This is a genomic window from Microbacterium sp. SORGH_AS_0505, from assembly GCF_030818715.1.
GTDB lineage: Bacteria > Actinomycetota > Actinomycetes > Actinomycetales > Microbacteriaceae > Microbacterium.
This window is the reverse complement of record NZ_JAUTAT010000001.1, coordinates 17,372-31,428: the sequence shown is the minus strand read 5'-3', so window position 1 is coordinate 31,428 and position 14,057 is coordinate 17,372. Positions and strand designations below refer to the sequence as shown.

General features: G+C 69.1%; 16 protein-coding genes. 7 read left to right on the top strand and 9 right to left on the bottom strand.

Annotated features, from left to right (window positions below; translation table 11 throughout):
* Positions 1 to 12 precede the first annotated feature (12 nt).
* The 4 genes from QE428_RS00180 to QE428_RS00165 all read right to left on the bottom strand — a co-directional run bounded on the left by QE428_RS00180 (position 13) and on the right by QE428_RS00165 (position 4,745).
* Positions 13 to 2,052, bottom strand: a complete 2,040-nt coding sequence (locus QE428_RS00180) for an ABC transporter ATP-binding protein (protein ID WP_307461702.1) — start codon at positions 2,050 to 2,052, stop codon at positions 13 to 15.
* The gene (locus tag QE428_RS00175) at positions 2,049 to 3,776 is read right to left on the bottom strand and encodes an ABC transporter ATP-binding protein (protein WP_307461700.1); all 1,728 of its coding nucleotides are present in this window, start codon (positions 3,774 to 3,776) and stop codon (positions 2,049 to 2,051) included. Before QE428_RS00175 ends, QE428_RS00180 begins: the two co-directional genes overlap by 4 nt.
* Positions 3,777 to 3,851: 75 nt before the next feature.
* Positions 3,852 to 4,226 (bottom strand): response regulator, encoded by a 375-nt coding sequence (locus tag QE428_RS00170; protein WP_307461698.1) that lies wholly within the window; start codon positions 4,224 to 4,226, stop codon positions 3,852 to 3,854.
* Positions 4,227 to 4,274: 48 nt separating this feature from the next.
* A complete protein-coding gene (locus tag QE428_RS00165; RefSeq protein WP_307461696.1) occupies positions 4,275 to 4,745 on the bottom strand; it encodes a hypothetical protein in 471 nt (156 codons plus the stop codon).
* A gap of 129 nt (positions 4,746 to 4,874) precedes the next feature.
* On the opposite strand from QE428_RS00165, the gene QE428_RS00160 reads away from it, so the two are divergent.
* The 3 genes from QE428_RS00160 to QE428_RS00150 all read left to right on the top strand — a co-directional run bounded on the left by QE428_RS00160 (position 4,875) and on the right by QE428_RS00150 (position 7,546).
* Complete coding sequence (locus QE428_RS00160; RefSeq protein WP_307461694.1) at positions 4,875 to 5,342, top strand: SRPBCC family protein; 468 nt, start codon at positions 4,875 to 4,877, stop codon at positions 5,340 to 5,342.
* Between the two features lie 94 nt (positions 5,343 to 5,436).
* Positions 5,437 to 7,149 carry an AAA family ATPase gene (locus QE428_RS00155; RefSeq protein ID WP_307461692.1) on the top strand — a complete coding sequence of 571 codons (1,713 nt, stop codon included), beginning with the start codon at positions 5,437 to 5,439 and terminating at the stop codon, positions 7,147 to 7,149.
* 7 nt (positions 7,150 to 7,156) lie between these two features.
* Positions 7,157 to 7,546 (top strand): hypothetical protein, encoded by a 390-nt coding sequence (locus tag QE428_RS00150; protein ID WP_307461690.1) that lies wholly within the window; start codon positions 7,157 to 7,159, stop codon positions 7,544 to 7,546.
* On the opposite strand, the gene QE428_RS00145 is transcribed toward QE428_RS00150, so the two are convergent.
* The gene (locus QE428_RS00145; RefSeq protein WP_307470570.1) at positions 7,547 to 7,720 is read right to left on the bottom strand and encodes a DUF1272 domain-containing protein; all 174 of its coding nucleotides are present in this window, start codon (positions 7,718 to 7,720) and stop codon (positions 7,547 to 7,549) included. It abuts the gene before it with no gap.
* Positions 7,721 to 7,834: 114 nt separating this feature from the next.
* Here QE428_RS00145 and QE428_RS00140 point away from each other — a divergent pair, with 114 nt between their 5' ends.
* On the top strand, positions 7,835 to 8,677 hold the full coding sequence (locus QE428_RS00140) for a hypothetical protein (protein ID WP_307461687.1): 843 nt from the start codon (positions 7,835 to 7,837) through the stop codon (positions 8,675 to 8,677).
* On the opposite strand, the gene QE428_RS00135 is transcribed toward QE428_RS00140, so the two are convergent.
* Both QE428_RS00135 and QE428_RS00130 read right to left on the bottom strand, forming a co-directional pair.
* A complete protein-coding gene (locus QE428_RS00135) occupies positions 8,678 to 8,947 on the bottom strand; it encodes a hypothetical protein (protein WP_091355107.1) in 270 nt (89 codons plus the stop codon).
* Positions 8,948 to 9,052: 105 nt separating this feature from the next.
* Complete coding sequence (locus QE428_RS00130; protein ID WP_307461683.1) at positions 9,053 to 9,934, bottom strand: LysR family transcriptional regulator ArgP; 882 nt, start codon at positions 9,932 to 9,934, stop codon at positions 9,053 to 9,055.
* An 85-nt stretch (positions 9,935 to 10,019) separates the two neighbouring features.
* Here QE428_RS00130 and QE428_RS00125 point away from each other — a divergent pair, with 85 nt between their 5' ends.
* Positions 10,020 to 10,679, top strand: a complete 660-nt coding sequence (locus tag QE428_RS00125) for a LysE/ArgO family amino acid transporter (protein ID WP_307461681.1) — start codon at positions 10,020 to 10,022, stop codon at positions 10,677 to 10,679.
* A 24-nt stretch (positions 10,680 to 10,703) separates the two neighbouring features.
* Here QE428_RS00125 and QE428_RS00120 read toward each other — a convergent pair whose 3' ends face one another.
* Together QE428_RS00120 and QE428_RS00115 are read right to left on the bottom strand one after the other, a co-directional pair.
* Complete coding sequence (locus QE428_RS00120) at positions 10,704 to 11,066, bottom strand: Lsr2 family protein (protein WP_091355094.1); 363 nt, start codon at positions 11,064 to 11,066, stop codon at positions 10,704 to 10,706.
* A gap of 28 nt (positions 11,067 to 11,094) precedes the next feature.
* The gene (locus tag QE428_RS00115) at positions 11,095 to 11,943 is read right to left on the bottom strand and encodes a LuxR C-terminal-related transcriptional regulator (protein WP_091355089.1); all 849 of its coding nucleotides are present in this window, start codon (positions 11,941 to 11,943) and stop codon (positions 11,095 to 11,097) included.
* A gap of 125 nt (positions 11,944 to 12,068) precedes the next feature.
* On the opposite strand from QE428_RS00115, the gene QE428_RS00110 reads away from it, so the two are divergent.
* Positions 12,069 to 12,419 (top strand): DUF485 domain-containing protein, encoded by a 351-nt coding sequence (locus tag QE428_RS00110; protein ID WP_172824671.1) that lies wholly within the window; start codon positions 12,069 to 12,071, stop codon positions 12,417 to 12,419.
* A complete protein-coding gene (locus tag QE428_RS00105; RefSeq protein WP_091355086.1) occupies positions 12,416 to 14,035 on the top strand; it encodes a cation acetate symporter in 1,620 nt (539 codons plus the stop codon). Before QE428_RS00110 ends, QE428_RS00105 begins: the two co-directional genes overlap by 4 nt.
* Positions 14,036 to 14,057: the final 22 nt, after the last annotated feature.

The following is a 14,057-nucleotide window of genomic DNA, read 5'->3' as shown; positions in this document are numbered from 1 at the left end:
TCCCCTCCACTCTCACTCGGCCGGGGGAGCACCCTCCTCGGCCGGTGCCGCGTCGACCAGGTCGTCGTGCGCCTGCTCGAACTGCGAGCGGTAGAGGCGGTAGTAGGCGCCCTGCTGACCGATGAGCTCTTCGTGCGTGCCCTTCTCGACGATGTCGCCGTGCTCCATTACGAGGATGAGGTCGGCGTCGCGGATCGTCGACAGGCGGTGCGCGATGACGAACGAGGTGCGTCCCTCGCGCAGCGCCGCCATCGCGTGCTGCAGCAGGAGCTCGGTGCGCGTGTCCACGGATGACGTCGCCTCGTCGAGGATCAGCACCGCCGGCTGTGCCACGAAGGCACGCGCGATCGTGATGAGCTGCTTCTCGCCGGCCGACACGTTCGAGGCGTCCTCGTCGAGGAGCGTCTCGTAGCCATCGGGCAGCGAGCGGACGAACCGGTCCACGCGGGTCGCGACCGCGGCATCCACGATCTCGTCGTCGGTCGCCGATTCGCGGCCGTAACGGATGTTCTCGCGGATCGTCCCGGCGAACAGCCACGGGTCCTGCAGCACCATGCCGGTGCGCGAGCGCACGTCATCGCGCGAGAGCTGCGCGATGTCCTGACCGTCGAGCAGGATGCGACCACCGTCGAGCTCGTAGAACCGCATGAGCAGGTTCACGAGCGTCGTCTTGCCGGCGCCCGTGGGACCGACGATCGCCACGGTCTGCCCCGGCTCGACCCGGAACGACAGGTCCGTGATGAGTGGGTGCTCGGGCGCGTACGCGAACTTCACGTGCTCGAACTCGATGACACCGCGGCCGTCGCCACGGGCGGGGGCGTCGGCGGCATCCGGTTCCTGCTCGTCGGCGTCGAGGAGTTCGAACACGCGCTCGGCAGACGCGGTGCCCGACTGGACGACCGCGGCCATGCCGCCGAGCTCCGACAACGGCTGCGTGAACTGCTGCGAGTACTGGATGAACGCCTGCACGTCGCCGAGACGAAGCTGGCCGCTGGCGACCTGCAGTCCGCCGAGTACGGCGATGCCGACATAGGTGAGGCTGCCGACGAACGTCATGGACGGCATGATCATGCCCGAGAGGAACTGCGCCTTGAACGCGGCCTGATAAAGCTCCTCGTTCTCCTCCTGGAACCTCGCGCGCGCGTCTGCCTCGCGGCCGAACACGCGGACGAGCGAGTGACCCGAGAAGGACTCCTCGACGCGGGCGTTCAGCCGGCCGACCTTGCGCCACTGCACGCCGAAGGCCTTCTGCGACTTCGGGCCGATGACGCCGAAGATGATCGCCATGAGGGGAAGGGCGATGAGCGCCACGATCGCGAGCTGCCACGAGATGGAGAACATCATGACGAGCACGCCCACGACCGTGAGCACGGCCGTCAATGCTCCCGACAGGGACTGCTGCATCGTCTGCGTGATGTTGTCGATGTCGTTCGTGACGCGCGAGATGAGTTCACCGCGCTGGACGCGGTCGAAGTGCGACAGCGGCAGACGGTTCAGCTTCGCTTCGACGTCTTCGCGCAGACGCCACATGGTGCGCACCATGATGACGTTGATGACATAGCCCTGCGCCCACGTCAGGATCGCTGAGAACACGTAGATGACGAGCACCCACGTGATGATCACCTTGAGGGCGTCGAAGTCGACGCCCGACCCGGGCGTGTAGCTCTGCATCGCGGCGACGATGTTCGCGAAGTCGTTCTGGCCCTGGCTGCGGAGCGCGTCGACCGTCTGACTCTGGGTCAGTCCCGCGAAGGCCGGGTTGTCGCCGAGGGTCTTCGACAGGAAGCCCTCGAAGACGATGTTCGTCGCCTCTCCGAGCACCTTCGGAGCGATGACCGCGAGCACCACGCCGATGGCTCCGGCGACGGTGACGAGACCGAACATCCACTTGAACGGAGCCAGCAGCCCGATCATGCGGACGAAGCTCGGACCGAACTGCGACGCTTTGCCGGGCGCGACCGAATCCCACGATCCGCTGTTCAGGCGCGCCTGCTCGGCGAGCTCGGCCTCGAGCTTCTCGTCTTCGGTCATCTGCGTGTCGGGCGAGCTCATGCGTCCACTCCCAGCTGCGATTCGACGATCTCGCGGTACGTCTCGTTGGTCGCGAGGAGTTCGCTGTGCGTGCCCACGCCGACCATGCGGTCGGCGTCGAGGACGACGATCCGGTCGGCGTCCATGATCGTCGACACGCGCTGGGCGACGACGATCTTCGTCACCTCCGGCAATTCGCGCCACAGGGCCTGTCGTAGTCGCGCGTCGGTCGAGAGGTCGAGGGCCGAGAACGAGTCGTCGAACACGAGGATGTCGGGGCGGTGCACGACGGCGCGGGCGATCGACAGCCGCTGCCGCTGACCGCCCGAGACGTTCGTACCTCCCTGCGCGATGCGGGCGTCGAGACCGCCCTCCATCTCCTCCACGAAGTCGCGACCCTGCGCGATCTCCAAGGCGTGCCAGATCTCGTCGTCGGTCGCGTCCTCGCGCCCGAAGCGCAGATTGGACGCAACGGTTCCGGTGAAGAGGAAGGCCCGCTGGGGGACCAGGCCGATGCCTCTCCAGAGCTCGTCGAGGTCGGCCTCCCGCACGTCGACGCCGGCGACCCTCACCGAGCCGCCGGTGACGTCGAAGAGGCGGGGGATGAGCGAGACGAGCGTTGTCTTTCCCGCACCGGTCGAGCCGACCACGGCGACCGTCTCGCCGGGGGCGGCGGCGAAAGTCAGGCCTTCGAGAACGGGCGAGTCGGCGCCGGGGTAGGTGAAGGACACATCCTCGAACTCGACGGCACCGGGCCGGGGGAAGTCCCGCACAGGCTGCGCGGGACGGGCGAGTCCGCCGTCAACTGTGAGGACCTCGCCGATGCGGTCTGCCGAGACGGCGGCACGCGGGATCATGATCGTCATGAAGGTGGCCATCAGGACGCCCATGAGGATCTGGCCGATGTACTGCATGAAGGCGAACAGAGTCCCGATCTGCACGGACCCCTCGTTGACCTCGATGCCGCCGAACCAGATGACGCCGACCACCGTGACATTGAGCACGAGCATCGCGAGGGGGAACATCAGGACGAACAGCGACCCGACCTTGCGGCCGACGACGAGGATGTCGGTGTTCGCGCCTCGGAAGCGCTCCTCCTCGATCGGCTCGCGCACGAAGGCGCGGACGACGCGCACACCGGTGAGCTGCTCGCGCAGGATCCGGTTCACGGCGTCGAGCTTGGTCTGGTAGCTGCGGAACAACGGCACCATGCGGCTGATGATGAGGATGCCGATCACCAGCAGCGCCGGCACGGATACGCCGATCAGCCAGCTGAGGCCGACGTCCTGCTGCAGGGCCATGATGATCCCGCCGATGGCGAGCAGGGGAGCGGTGACGAGCATCGTCGCGCCCATCATCGCCAGCATCTGCACCTGCTGCACGTCGTTCGTGTTGCGCGTGATGAGCGATCCGGCACCGAACTGCGTCACTTCGCGTTCGGAGAATCCGCTGACCCGTTCGAAGACGTCTCGCCGGATGTCGCGGCCGACGGCCATCGCGGCGCGGGCCGCGAAGAAAGTGGCCACGATCGAGGCGACGATCTGGCCGAGTGCGATGGCGAGCATGAGCACGCCGTGCGACCAGATGTAGCCGACGTCGCCCTGGGTGACGCCCTTGTCGATGATGTCGGCGTTCAGCCGAGGGAGGTACAGCGCCGCCATGGCGGAGGCGAACTGGAAGATCAGCACGCCGATCAGCAGCCAGCGGTAGGTCCGGAGGTACCGGACCAGAAGGGTTCCGAGCATGGATCTCAGAGTGCCACTACCTGCCGACATCCGCGTCCCCCCGCGGGTGGATGTCCGCTGACGGCGTAGCCGCCCTCAGCCCGCGAGCTCGAGGAGCTCCCTGACGTGTCCGACGATCTCGCGCGGGCGGAACGGCTTCGCGACGACTTCGTTCACGCCGGCGCGGAGTGCCACCTCGCGGTCGCTGCTGTGGACGCGCGCGGTCAGCATGATGATGTGCGGCTGCCGGATATCGACGCTCCGACGGATCTCCTGAGAAGCCTGGATGCCGTCTGTCCCGGGCATCATCCAGTCCATCAGGACGACCCGCGGACCGTGCTCGCGCACCCGTTCGACACCCTCGCGTCCGTTGCCCGCCCGAACGACGGAGATCCCGGCACGCTCGAGGCTGGAGACGAGGAGCATGGCGATGTCGTCGTCGTCGTCAACCACCAGCACCGATATCGCCACCCCGGTACTCTGACACGATCCGGGGGAGCGGGGTAATCGCGGGGAGATCTATCCGAACAGCCCGCCGCCACGCTTGTCGGCGTCCAGCAGGTCCTGTTGCGCCCGCTCGTACAGAGCGAGCAAAGCGTTCAGTTTCTTGACGACATCGAGGGTCTTCTTCGACGCGCTCGCCCACCCTGAATTCTTCTTGGCTTCTTGCAGATAGCGCTGGGCGGTGTAGGCAGGTGACTGGACGGACTGCCATCTACTGCCCGCATTCCCCAGCGTGCGGATGAGCTCATCCGCACGCTTCTTCTTAGCGGTCGTCGTCCCCGCGGCGTGAATCGCAGCATTCCCGCCTCTGATCTTTCCGATCGCTTCTCGCAGCGCATTTATCTCGGCCTGATAGCCGGATGAGGTCAGTCCGCTACGGACGGAAGCGGCAGGGGTCGCCGCAGCGGCGGGGAATGCGATGGCTCCGGAGAGCGACACGCACACGATTCCCACCGCTGCCACTGTCGCGCTGAATGGCTTGTTCATTCCTGAGATCCCCCGTTTCATTCGCGTCGGTCTGGTTCGCGGATCTCGTCGAGCCACTCAACGCGCGCGCCCATGCTATTGGACGCGATCGCCGGGCGGTCGGAGATCGGCGTGGCTAGCCTGGGCAGCATGACCGCCACCTTCACCGAGGTCACTCGGGCGTCCTGCACGCCCGAGGAGCTGTTCGAGCTGTCGCTGTCGATCGACACGCACCTGGAGTCGATGGGGCGGTCGGGCGAGCGTGCGGTCGGGGGTGTCACGAGCGGCACGATCGGCCTGGGTGAGAGCGTCACCTGGCGGGCGCGCCACTTCGGGATCGTCTGGACCATGACGTCCCGGATCACGGCGCTCGAACGACCCCACCTCTTCGTGGACGAGCAGGTACGCGGGCCGTTCCGGTCGTTCCGGCACGAGCACCGATTCGAGCGCGAGGGCGACGGGACGGTCATGACCGACACGATCACCCTGCGCTCGCCATTGCTCGGGTGGATCGTCGAGCCGCTGCTCCTGCGGCCCTATCTGCAGCGGCTCATCCGCTCACGCAACCGCGTCCTCGTCTCGTCGCTGGGACGATCGAGTCCGGATCAGGTGTCCTGAGGTCGTGTTCCTGCCCGTCGACCGGGGATTTCAGCGCCGCTCGCGATAGCGTGGGAGCGGTCCGCCCCCGCGGTCGGACCGTCGAAAGGAACCCATGAGCATTGGCAGCGACCCGGCACGCGCGACTGCGCACGTCACCGGCGGAACCGCACGGTTCACGGCGACCGACGGTGCGGAGGAGATGTTCGAGGCCGCTGACGCGGACGCAGTGCGTCGCCTCGTCGTCGATCGTGTCCGAGCGGATGCCGCGGCGACCGGCACGCCCATCGAACTGCTCACGAGCGGGGACCGCGGCGACCACCGACTCGTCGTCGATCCTGCCGGCGACATAGACGTCGAGCTGGACGACCGCACCGTGACCCGCGCCGAGCTCCGACAGCAGGCGTGGTGGACGACTGATCCGGAGCCGGCGGACCAAGCCGAGCCCGAGGCGGAGCTCGAGGCAGAGCCCGGGTCCGAGGCGGACCCGGAGCCCGAGGCGGACCCGAAGCCCGAGGCGGACCCCGAGCCCGAGGCGGACTCGGAGCCGCACGTCGAACCCGTCCTCGTCGCAGAGGTACCCGCGTTCTTCCCGCCCTCGGCCGGCGACGACGGCGATGACGATGACCTCGACGATCCGACTCCCGCCGGGTGGGAACCCGCCCGCGTGACCGAGATCCCTGCTGCGGCCCCCGTAACGGCACCCGCTCCGGACGATGCGGCGAGCGGTGGGCCGACCACCGGGACCGACCCGGTCGAGGTCGCTCGGGCGTCCTTCGCCGCGGAGGATCAGCCCGCCCCCGTCGAGGTCGCCGCGACCGAGCCCGCTGCACCCGAGGCGTTCACGCCCGAGGTCACGACACCCGACGCTACGCCCGCAGCCGACACTGCGTTCGAGGCATCCGCTGCTCAGGGTCCGCGCCCGTCGTTCATCGAGCCGCCGAGCGATCACCCCGCCACCGTGACCGGCTGGCGCGCGTTCTTCGTGCGCATCGGCCTTCCCGTGAAGCCGTCGAAGGCGGAGATCGAGCGCGCGGAGCGCGAGAAGGCGGTGTCGCGCCAGTGGGCGGGATGCCGCGCGATCGCGGTCGCGAACGGCAAGGGCGGCGTCGGCAAGACGATGACCACGGCGGTCCTGTCCGCGGTGTTCGCGCGGCACGGCGGCGGCAACGTCCTCGCCTGGGACAACAACGACACCCGCGGAACGCTCGGCTGGCGCACCGAACAAGGCGATTACGACACGACGATCCGCGACCTGCTGCCCGAAGCCCCGCGGCTGCTCGAGGCGACGGCATCCGTCTCGGACATCGCCCGGTTCGTCCATCACCAGTCGGTGGACCGCTACGACGTGCTGCGCTCCAACCCCGAATTGCTCGCCGCGGACCAGCGCATCACGACGGCCGACTTCGATCTGCTCGCGCAGGTCGCGGCCCGGTACTACCGCATGGTGATCTTCGATTCCGGCAACGACGAGTCGGCCGATCGCTGGCTGCGGATGATCGATTCGGCGCACCAGCTCGTCGTTCCGACGCTCGCCGCGCCCGAGTCGGCGGAATCGGCTGCGCTCCTCCTCGACGCTCTCCGCAAGCGCGACGAGCACTCCCGCCGGCTCGCCGACGGCGCCGTCGTCGTCGTCGGGCAGTCCGAGCGTGCGGGAATCGGCGCCGCGCAGCGGATCGCCGCGGGCTTCGAGGGTCACGTCCGTGCGGTCGAGATCATCCCCTTCGACGACTCCCTGAAGGCGGGTCGCATCCGCTACGACGCGCTCCAGCCCCGGACGAAGGACGCCTGGATGCGTGCCGCGGCCGCGGTGGCTCGAGGATTGTAGGTTCCGCGTGCGCGCGGCCACGGGGGTGATGCTCGTCCTCTCCGTGCTGGCCGGACTCGTGCTCGTCGCAGGCCTCTTCCTCGACACGCGCGAGAGCGCTGAGGGGCGGTGCTGGAAAGACGACCACCCGCCGGGTGTCTCGGTATCCGAAGTGGCGCTCCTCTCCGCGGAGGCGACGGCGTGGCCCGTGGGACGCCGGTGCACCTGGGCGGCGGAGTCGGGTGACGGCACCGTCGTGACGCAGACGGGGTGGGACAGGACGATCGGCTTCCTGGTCGTGAGTGCGGTTTCGGTGGGCCTGGCGGCCGTTGGCGCGATACGGCGTCGCGCCGGCGCTGTCATCCCCCTCGTCGTCTGCGTCGTCGCGCTCGGGGCCGCTGCGTTCTGGGCGAGATGATCAGGCGCGCATCGATCGAGTCGGCCGGCGCTGGAGGTCGCCGCCGCAGTTCGGGCAGGCGGCATCTGTGAATCCGGCGACGCATGACGCGCACCACGTGCACTCGTACGAGCAGATGAAAGCCTCGCCGCCCGCCGGCAGGGCTCGGTCGCAGGATTCGCAAGCGGGTCGCATCTCGAGCATCCTCCGACGATACGAGCGCCGGCACCGCGGGCAGGATCGAACGGATGCCGAAGGTCGGAGGAATCCTGCCGCTCCGAGGCGACGGGCGTGAGAGAGGATGAGCAGATGACCGCTCCGGATAACGACACGCGGCTGATCGAGGTCGCCGCGCGGCTCAGTGTCGCCCCGGCCGGTCATTTCGTCGCCCTCCGCAAAGCCGCTGCGGAGGAGGCGGGCGATCGGGAGCTCGCCGCCGCCATCGGCCGGCTCCGCAAGCCCGTGCTCGCCGCTTGGGTGGTGAACCTCCTCGCGGCGGGCGACCCGCAGGCGCTCGCGCCGGCCGCCGACCTGGCCGACTCCTTCCGCGAAGCGGTGGATGCCGCGGACGGGCGCGCGCTCGCCGAGCTCGCGACCCGGCGGCGCGGCATCCTCCGAGACCTCGTCGACCGTGCCGTCGCTCTCGCCGAGGACAGCGGTACGGACGTCGGCGCGTCCGTCCGTGCGTCGGTCGAGCAGACCCTCGACGCCGCGTTGCGGGATCCGGATGCCGCCGCTGCCGTCGCGAGCGCGCGGCTGCTGCGTCCCATCGAGGCGACTGGCATGGACGCGCCCGACCTGACGGACGCGGTGTCGGGTCCGTTCGACGCCGGCTCCGCCGCACCCGACCGTGGAGACGAACTCGCCGAACGGCGGGCGGCGCGCGAGGCGGAGCGAGCAGCCGCGGAGGCACGTCGTCACGCCGAGAGCGCGGAGAAGGATCTCGCTCGGGCGGAGGAACGCGTCCGGGTGGCACACGCCCGGATCTCGGAACTCGAGGAACGTTTCGCCGAGCTGGAGCGCGAACGTGCGCGCACCTCGAACGATCTCGACGCCGCTCGGGCCGAGGCGGAGCAGCTCACCGAGACGCGTGCCGCAGCCCGTGACGCTGCGCGTCGGGCGAGGAAGGTCGCCGACCGGGCGGCGACGTGATCAGCCGCGCGCGCGGAGCTGATCGAGAGCAGTGGTCGCCGTCGACCAGACGAGAGTCTGAGCGACCTCTTCGGCGCGATCGTAGCGAGGGCCGGTGAGGACGACGTACACGGCCCCGACGACGTCGATGAAACCCGCGACCTCGCCACCGATCCGCACCTCGTAACGACCGTCGGCGATCAGGTCCCACTGGATGCGGGAGGCCCGAGGCGAGGCATCCGCCGGGCGACGGGTCGGCAGCGCACGCAGCGTCTCTGAATCCACATACATGTTCCGCACCTCGTCCCTCGCACCCAGCCGACACTGATCCCAGGTGACCACCATCGCCCGGGCGGTGGCCTCGGCAGAGGGGATTGACGAGGTGCTGTCGGGCGGCTACACGAGGACGGGGGATGCCGCCGCGATGCGCCGGACGGCGTCCGTCACGGTGTCGAGCAGGCCGGAGGAGAGGTTCCACCTCTGCCAGTAGAGCGGCACCTCGACGGTGTCCGCGGTGAGGATCGTCAGCGACCCGTCGGCGACGCCCGAGTCGAACTGGCCCGGAAGGAGCATCCCCCACCCGAGTCCGAGGGTGATCGCCTCCGCGAACTCGGCGGACGCGCTGATGATGTGCCGGGGCGGCTCGCGCCGTGCGCCGTGCCGACGCGCGAAGGAGCTCTGCAGGGTGTCGTGCCGGTCGAAATCGACCCGCGGCGCCGCCTCGAGCCCGGCGCGGTCCACCCCGTCCGGGAACCACCGGTCGGCGAACGTCCGAGTCGCCACCGCCGTGTACCGCATGCGGCCGAGAGGGGAGGAGACGCACCCCGGCACGGCTTCGCGCTGCGACGTCACCGCTGCCATCACCGTGCCCGCGGCGAGCAGCTGCGCGGTCCGCTCCTGGTCCTCGCGGTGCAGTTCGAACGTCACGTCCTGCGCGTCGGTCACTGCGGCCAGGGCAGGCAGGAACCAGGTGATGAGCGAATCCGCGTTGACTGCGAGAGGGACGTGCGCAGGCCCGCCATCGTCGCCGAGGGCACTGCGGGTCTCGTGCTCGAGAAGATCGAGCTGACGGGCCAGGCGGACGAGCGGTTCACCGGCCGGCGTCGCGGTCACGGGTTTCGTTCTGCGGAGGACCACTCGTCCGACGCGCTGCTCGATGACGCGGATCCGCTGGCTGACGGCGCTCGGCGTGATGCCCAGCTGTGCGGCTGCACGGTCCAGCGTCCCGGCGTCGACGGCGGCGGCCAGGGTCCGCAGGTGCTCCACCGGAATGTCCACGCAGCCGAGTTTACTGAAGCACCCCTTCATATCGTGAAGAATCATTCGCTGTACTGCATGTCGCATCTTCCGTACGTTCGCTGATGTGCCTCCTGAACTCGTCGCCCTCCTCTCCGGCCTCGGCCTCTGCCTCGGACTCATCGTCTCGATCGGGGCGCAGAACGCGGTCGTCCTCCGGCAGGGACTGCGACGCGAGCACGTCGGCATCGTCGTCCTGGTCTGCGTCGTCAGCGACGCGATCCTGCAGACGATCGGTGTCGCCGGTATCGCCACCGTCGTCGCGGCGCACCCGTGGCTCGAGACCGCGGCGCGGTGGGCTGGCGCGATCTTCATCGTCGGGTTCGCGATCGTGAGTGCGCGTCGGGCTCTGCGCGGCGGCGGGAGCCTCGAGGCGGCCGCGGACGAGAAGACGACGGATGCCGCGCACCCCGGCACGCTGCTGACCCGTCCCCGCACGGCGACGCGGGCGGCCACGCTTCTGACGATCCTCGCCGTCACCTGGCTGAATCCGCACGCCATCGTGGAGACGACGGTGGTGCTCGGGTCCGTCGCCGCGACCCACGGCGACGCCCGCTGGTTCTTCCTCGCCGGCGGGATCGCCGCGAGCACCCTGTGGTTCGTACTCTTCGGCTACGGCGCGCGCTACCTGGCGCCGCTCCTGCGCACCGAACGTGCGTGGCGGATCCTCGACGGCGGCATCGCCGTCATCATGGTGATCATCGCCGTGACGCTCGTCCTCGGCTAGCGCCGGGGGAGGAGCGTCGCTTGGTCAGTGCGCAGCGTCGTAGGCGTCGAGTACCTGCGCGGGAACGCGCCCGCGCTCCGACACCTGGTAGCCGTTCTTCGCGGCCCACTCCCGGATCGGGGCGTAGTCGCGCTGGCCGGAGCGCTTCTGCGTGCGGCTTCCGCCCGAGGACGCCGCGGGGCGGCCCGAGCTCGCGCGGTTCGACACGCGACGGGCGGCCTCGACGTACGGCGCCAGCGCATCGCGGAGCGCGTTCGCGTTGTCGTGAGTGAGATCGATCTCATAAGCGGTGCCGTCGACGGAGAAGAGGACGGTCTCGCCGTCGCCGACCTCGAGGACGGTGCCGTCCAGGTCATCGACGAGCTGGTGCACGATTTTGCGGGCCATGCGCTGAGCCTAGTGGTGCAGGCCGCCGCTACGGCAGCAAGCCGGCACGGCGCGCCTTCGCCACGGCAGCGTGGCGGGTGGAGGCATCCAGCTTCGCCATCGCCGCCTGCAGGTACGACTTGACCGTCCCCTCGCGCAGCGACAGCGAGGCGGCGATCTCCGCATTCGTCGCCCCGAGGGCGCAGCACGCCAGGACATCGAGCTCCCTCGGCGAGAGGGCGACGTCGAGCGTCGCGTCGCCGGCGGCCGGACGGCTCATCCCCGTCAGCCTCTTCTCGACGGCGGCGATCCGGTCGCGGAGTGCGGGGTCCGAGACGGATGCCGCGATGCTCCGCAGCTCCGCGTAGCTCTCGCGCAGATCCTCCTGTGCGGCCGCGGGCAGTGCGGGCTCGCTGGGAAGGAGCGCGGCGACCCGTCGGTCGACCTCTTCGCGGACGCGCAACTCAGTCGCGAGCATGTCGGCGGCTTTGAAGGCGGGTCGGCTGACGAGGTCGCCGACGGGGCCGGGGGTCCAGGACCCGCAGTAGACGATGCCGCGGGGACGCCCCGTCACGACGACGGGAACCGCCAGCAGCGTCGAGATGCCTTCGCCGAGAATGGCTCGGTCGTAGTCGTGGGTGATGGTGCGGGCCGTGCGGTAGTCGAGCGCCAGGCGCGGGCGCTTCTCGAGCATCGCGGCTCCGCCGAGCCCGCGACCGGCTTCGACGACGAGTCCCTCGATGCTGCGGGTCCGGGTTCCGGCGATCGCGGTCACATGAACGCGGCCGCCTCGTTCGAGGCCGCCGAAGACGACGGGAAAGCGGGTCTGACGGGCCAGGTCGGACACGGCTCGGGAGACGAGCCGCGTGTCCGCGTCGCTCTCTGCCGACGATCCCACGCGTACCTACTTCCGGGGGTGACGGCACCTCTGCCGCCTTCGTACGGTCGAACCTACCACGCGGCTGATTCCCAGGAACGGCCGGTGAGAGCACCGTCGCTCACCCCATGAGGCAAGGAGGCCACATGTCGTCCCAGTCCCCGCACGGAGGCGTGGAAGGGAGTGCCATCGACTATGTCGCGGTCGAAGAATCGCCGCGCTTCGTCGAACTGAAGAAGAAGCATCGCAGCGTCGTCTTCCCGCTCGCTCTGCTCTTCCTCGTCTGGTACTTCGTCTACGTCCTGCTCTCCTCCTTCGCGCCCGACTTCATGGCGCAGGAGGTCTTCGGTCACATCACCATCGGCCTGCTGCTCGGCCTCGGCCAGTTCGTCACGACGTTCGCGATCACGATGGGCTACGTCGCCTTCGCGAACCGCACGCTCGACCCGATCTCGTCCGAGATCCGCGCCGACCTCGAGAGGCAGGAAGCCCGATGAGTCCGATCCTGCTCGCCGCTGCGCCCGCGGCCGCAGCCGAGAACAACCCCGTCCTCAACATCTCGATCTTCGGCGCCTTCGTCGCGGTGACGCTGTTCATCGTCATCCGGGCGAGCCGCAACAACAAGACCGCCGCCGACTACTACGCGGCCGGTCGCTCGTTCACCGGCCCGCAGAACGGCTTCGCCATCGCCGGCGACTATCTGTCGGCGGCATCCTTCCTCGGCATCGTCGGCGCCATCGCGATCAACGGCTACGACGGCTTCCTGTACTCGATCGGCTTCCTCGTCGCGTGGCTGGTCGCGCTGCTGCTGGTCGCCGAACTCATGCGCAACACGGGCAAGTTCACGATGGCCGACGTGCTCTCGTTCCGCCTGAAGCAGCGCCCGGTGCGCCTGGCGGCTGCGATCACGACCCTCGCGGTCTGCTTCTTCTACCTGCTCGCGCAGATGGCCGGCGCGGGCGGGCTCGTCTCGCTGCTGCTCGGCATCACCGAGCAGATCGGACAGTCGATCGTCGTCGCCGTCGTCGGCGTGCTGATGATCGTCTACGTGCTGATCGGCGGCATGAAGGGCACGACGTGGGTGCAGATCGTCAAGGCGTTCCTGCTCATCGGCGGCGCCATCGTCATGACGATCTGGGTGCTCGCGATCAACGGCTTCAGCCTCGACTCCCTGCTCGAGGCCGCGGTCCAGAAGTCGACGACCGACCCGCAGGAGGCGATCCTCGGTCCGGGCCTCCAGTACGGCGCCAACCCGTGGGACTTCATCTCCCTCGCGATCGCGCTGGTCCTCGGAACGGCGGGCCTGCCGCACGTGCTGATGCGCTTCTACACGGTCCCGACGGCGAAGGAAGCACGTCGTTCGGTCGTCTGGGCGATCTGGCTGATCGGTCTCTTCTACCTGCTGACGCTCGTCCTCGGCTACGGCGCCGGCGCGATCGTCGGGTCGGAGACGATCAAGGCGGCTCCCGGTGGCGTGAACTCCGCCGCCCCGCTGCTGGCGGCGGCTCTCGGAGGGCCGGTCCTACTCGGCTTCATCTCGGCGGTCGCCTTCGCGACGATCCTCGCGGTGGTCGCGGGGCTGACGATCACGGCGGCGGCATCCTTTGCCCACGACATCTACGCGAACGTCGTGAAGAAGGGCAACGTCCCGCCGGACGGCGAGGTCAAGGTCGCCCGTCGCACGGTGATCGTGATCGGTGTTCTCGCGATCCTCGGCGGCATCGGCGTGCAGGGGCAGAACGTGGCGTTCCTCGTCGCGCTGGCCTTCGCCGTCGCAGCATCCGCGAACCTGCCGACGATTCTCTACTCGCTCTTCTGGCGGAAGTTCACGACCCGCGGTGCGGTGTGGAGCATGTACGGCGGTCTCGCGACCGCGATCGTCCTGATCGTCCTGTCGCCGGTGTTCTGGGGCACGGAGACGAGTGTCTTCAAGAACGTCGGCACGGCGATCTGGCCGCTCAACAACCCGGGCATCATCTCAATCCCGGTGGGCTTCTTCCTCGGCTGGTTGGGGTCCGTGACCTCGCGCAAGGCGGAGGACGCGAAGAAGGCCGCGGAGATGGAGGTCCGCTCCCTCACGGGATACGGCGCCGAGAAGGCGGTCGACCACTAAGAGGGCGGATGCCGCGACGAGG

Excerpts from the sequence above, each read along its gene's own strand:
- QE428_RS00180 (WP_307461702.1), bottom strand. The coding sequence starts at position 2,052 with ATGAGCTCGCCCGACACGCAGATGACCGAAGACGAGAAGCTCGAGGCC.
- QE428_RS00175 (WP_307461700.1), bottom strand. The coding sequence starts at position 3,776 with ATGCTCGGAACCCTTCTGGTCCGGTACCTCCGGACCTACCGCTGGCTG.
- QE428_RS00165 (WP_307461696.1), bottom strand. The coding sequence starts at position 4,745 with ATGAACAAGCCATTCAGCGCGACAGTGGCAGCGGTGGGAATCGTGTGC.
- QE428_RS00160 (WP_307461694.1), top strand. The coding sequence starts at position 4,875 with ATGACCGCCACCTTCACCGAGGTCACTCGGGCGTCCTGCACGCCCGAG.
- QE428_RS00155 (WP_307461692.1), top strand. The coding sequence starts at position 5,437 with ATGAGCATTGGCAGCGACCCGGCACGCGCGACTGCGCACGTCACCGGC.
- QE428_RS00145 (WP_307470570.1), bottom strand. The coding sequence starts at position 7,720 with ATGCGACCCGCTTGCGAATCCTGCGACCGAGCCCTGCCGGCGGGCGGC.
- QE428_RS00140 (WP_307461687.1), top strand. The coding sequence starts at position 7,835 with ATGACCGCTCCGGATAACGACACGCGGCTGATCGAGGTCGCCGCGCGG.
- QE428_RS00135 (WP_091355107.1), bottom strand. The coding sequence starts at position 8,947 with ATGTATGTGGATTCAGAGACGCTGCGTGCGCTGCCGACCCGTCGCCCG.
- QE428_RS00120 (WP_091355094.1), bottom strand. The coding sequence starts at position 11,066 with ATGGCCCGCAAAATCGTGCACCAGCTCGTCGATGACCTGGACGGCACC.
- QE428_RS00110 (WP_172824671.1), top strand. The coding sequence starts at position 12,069 with ATGTCGTCCCAGTCCCCGCACGGAGGCGTGGAAGGGAGTGCCATCGAC.
- QE428_RS00105 (WP_091355086.1), top strand. The coding sequence starts at position 12,416 with ATGAGTCCGATCCTGCTCGCCGCTGCGCCCGCGGCCGCAGCCGAGAAC.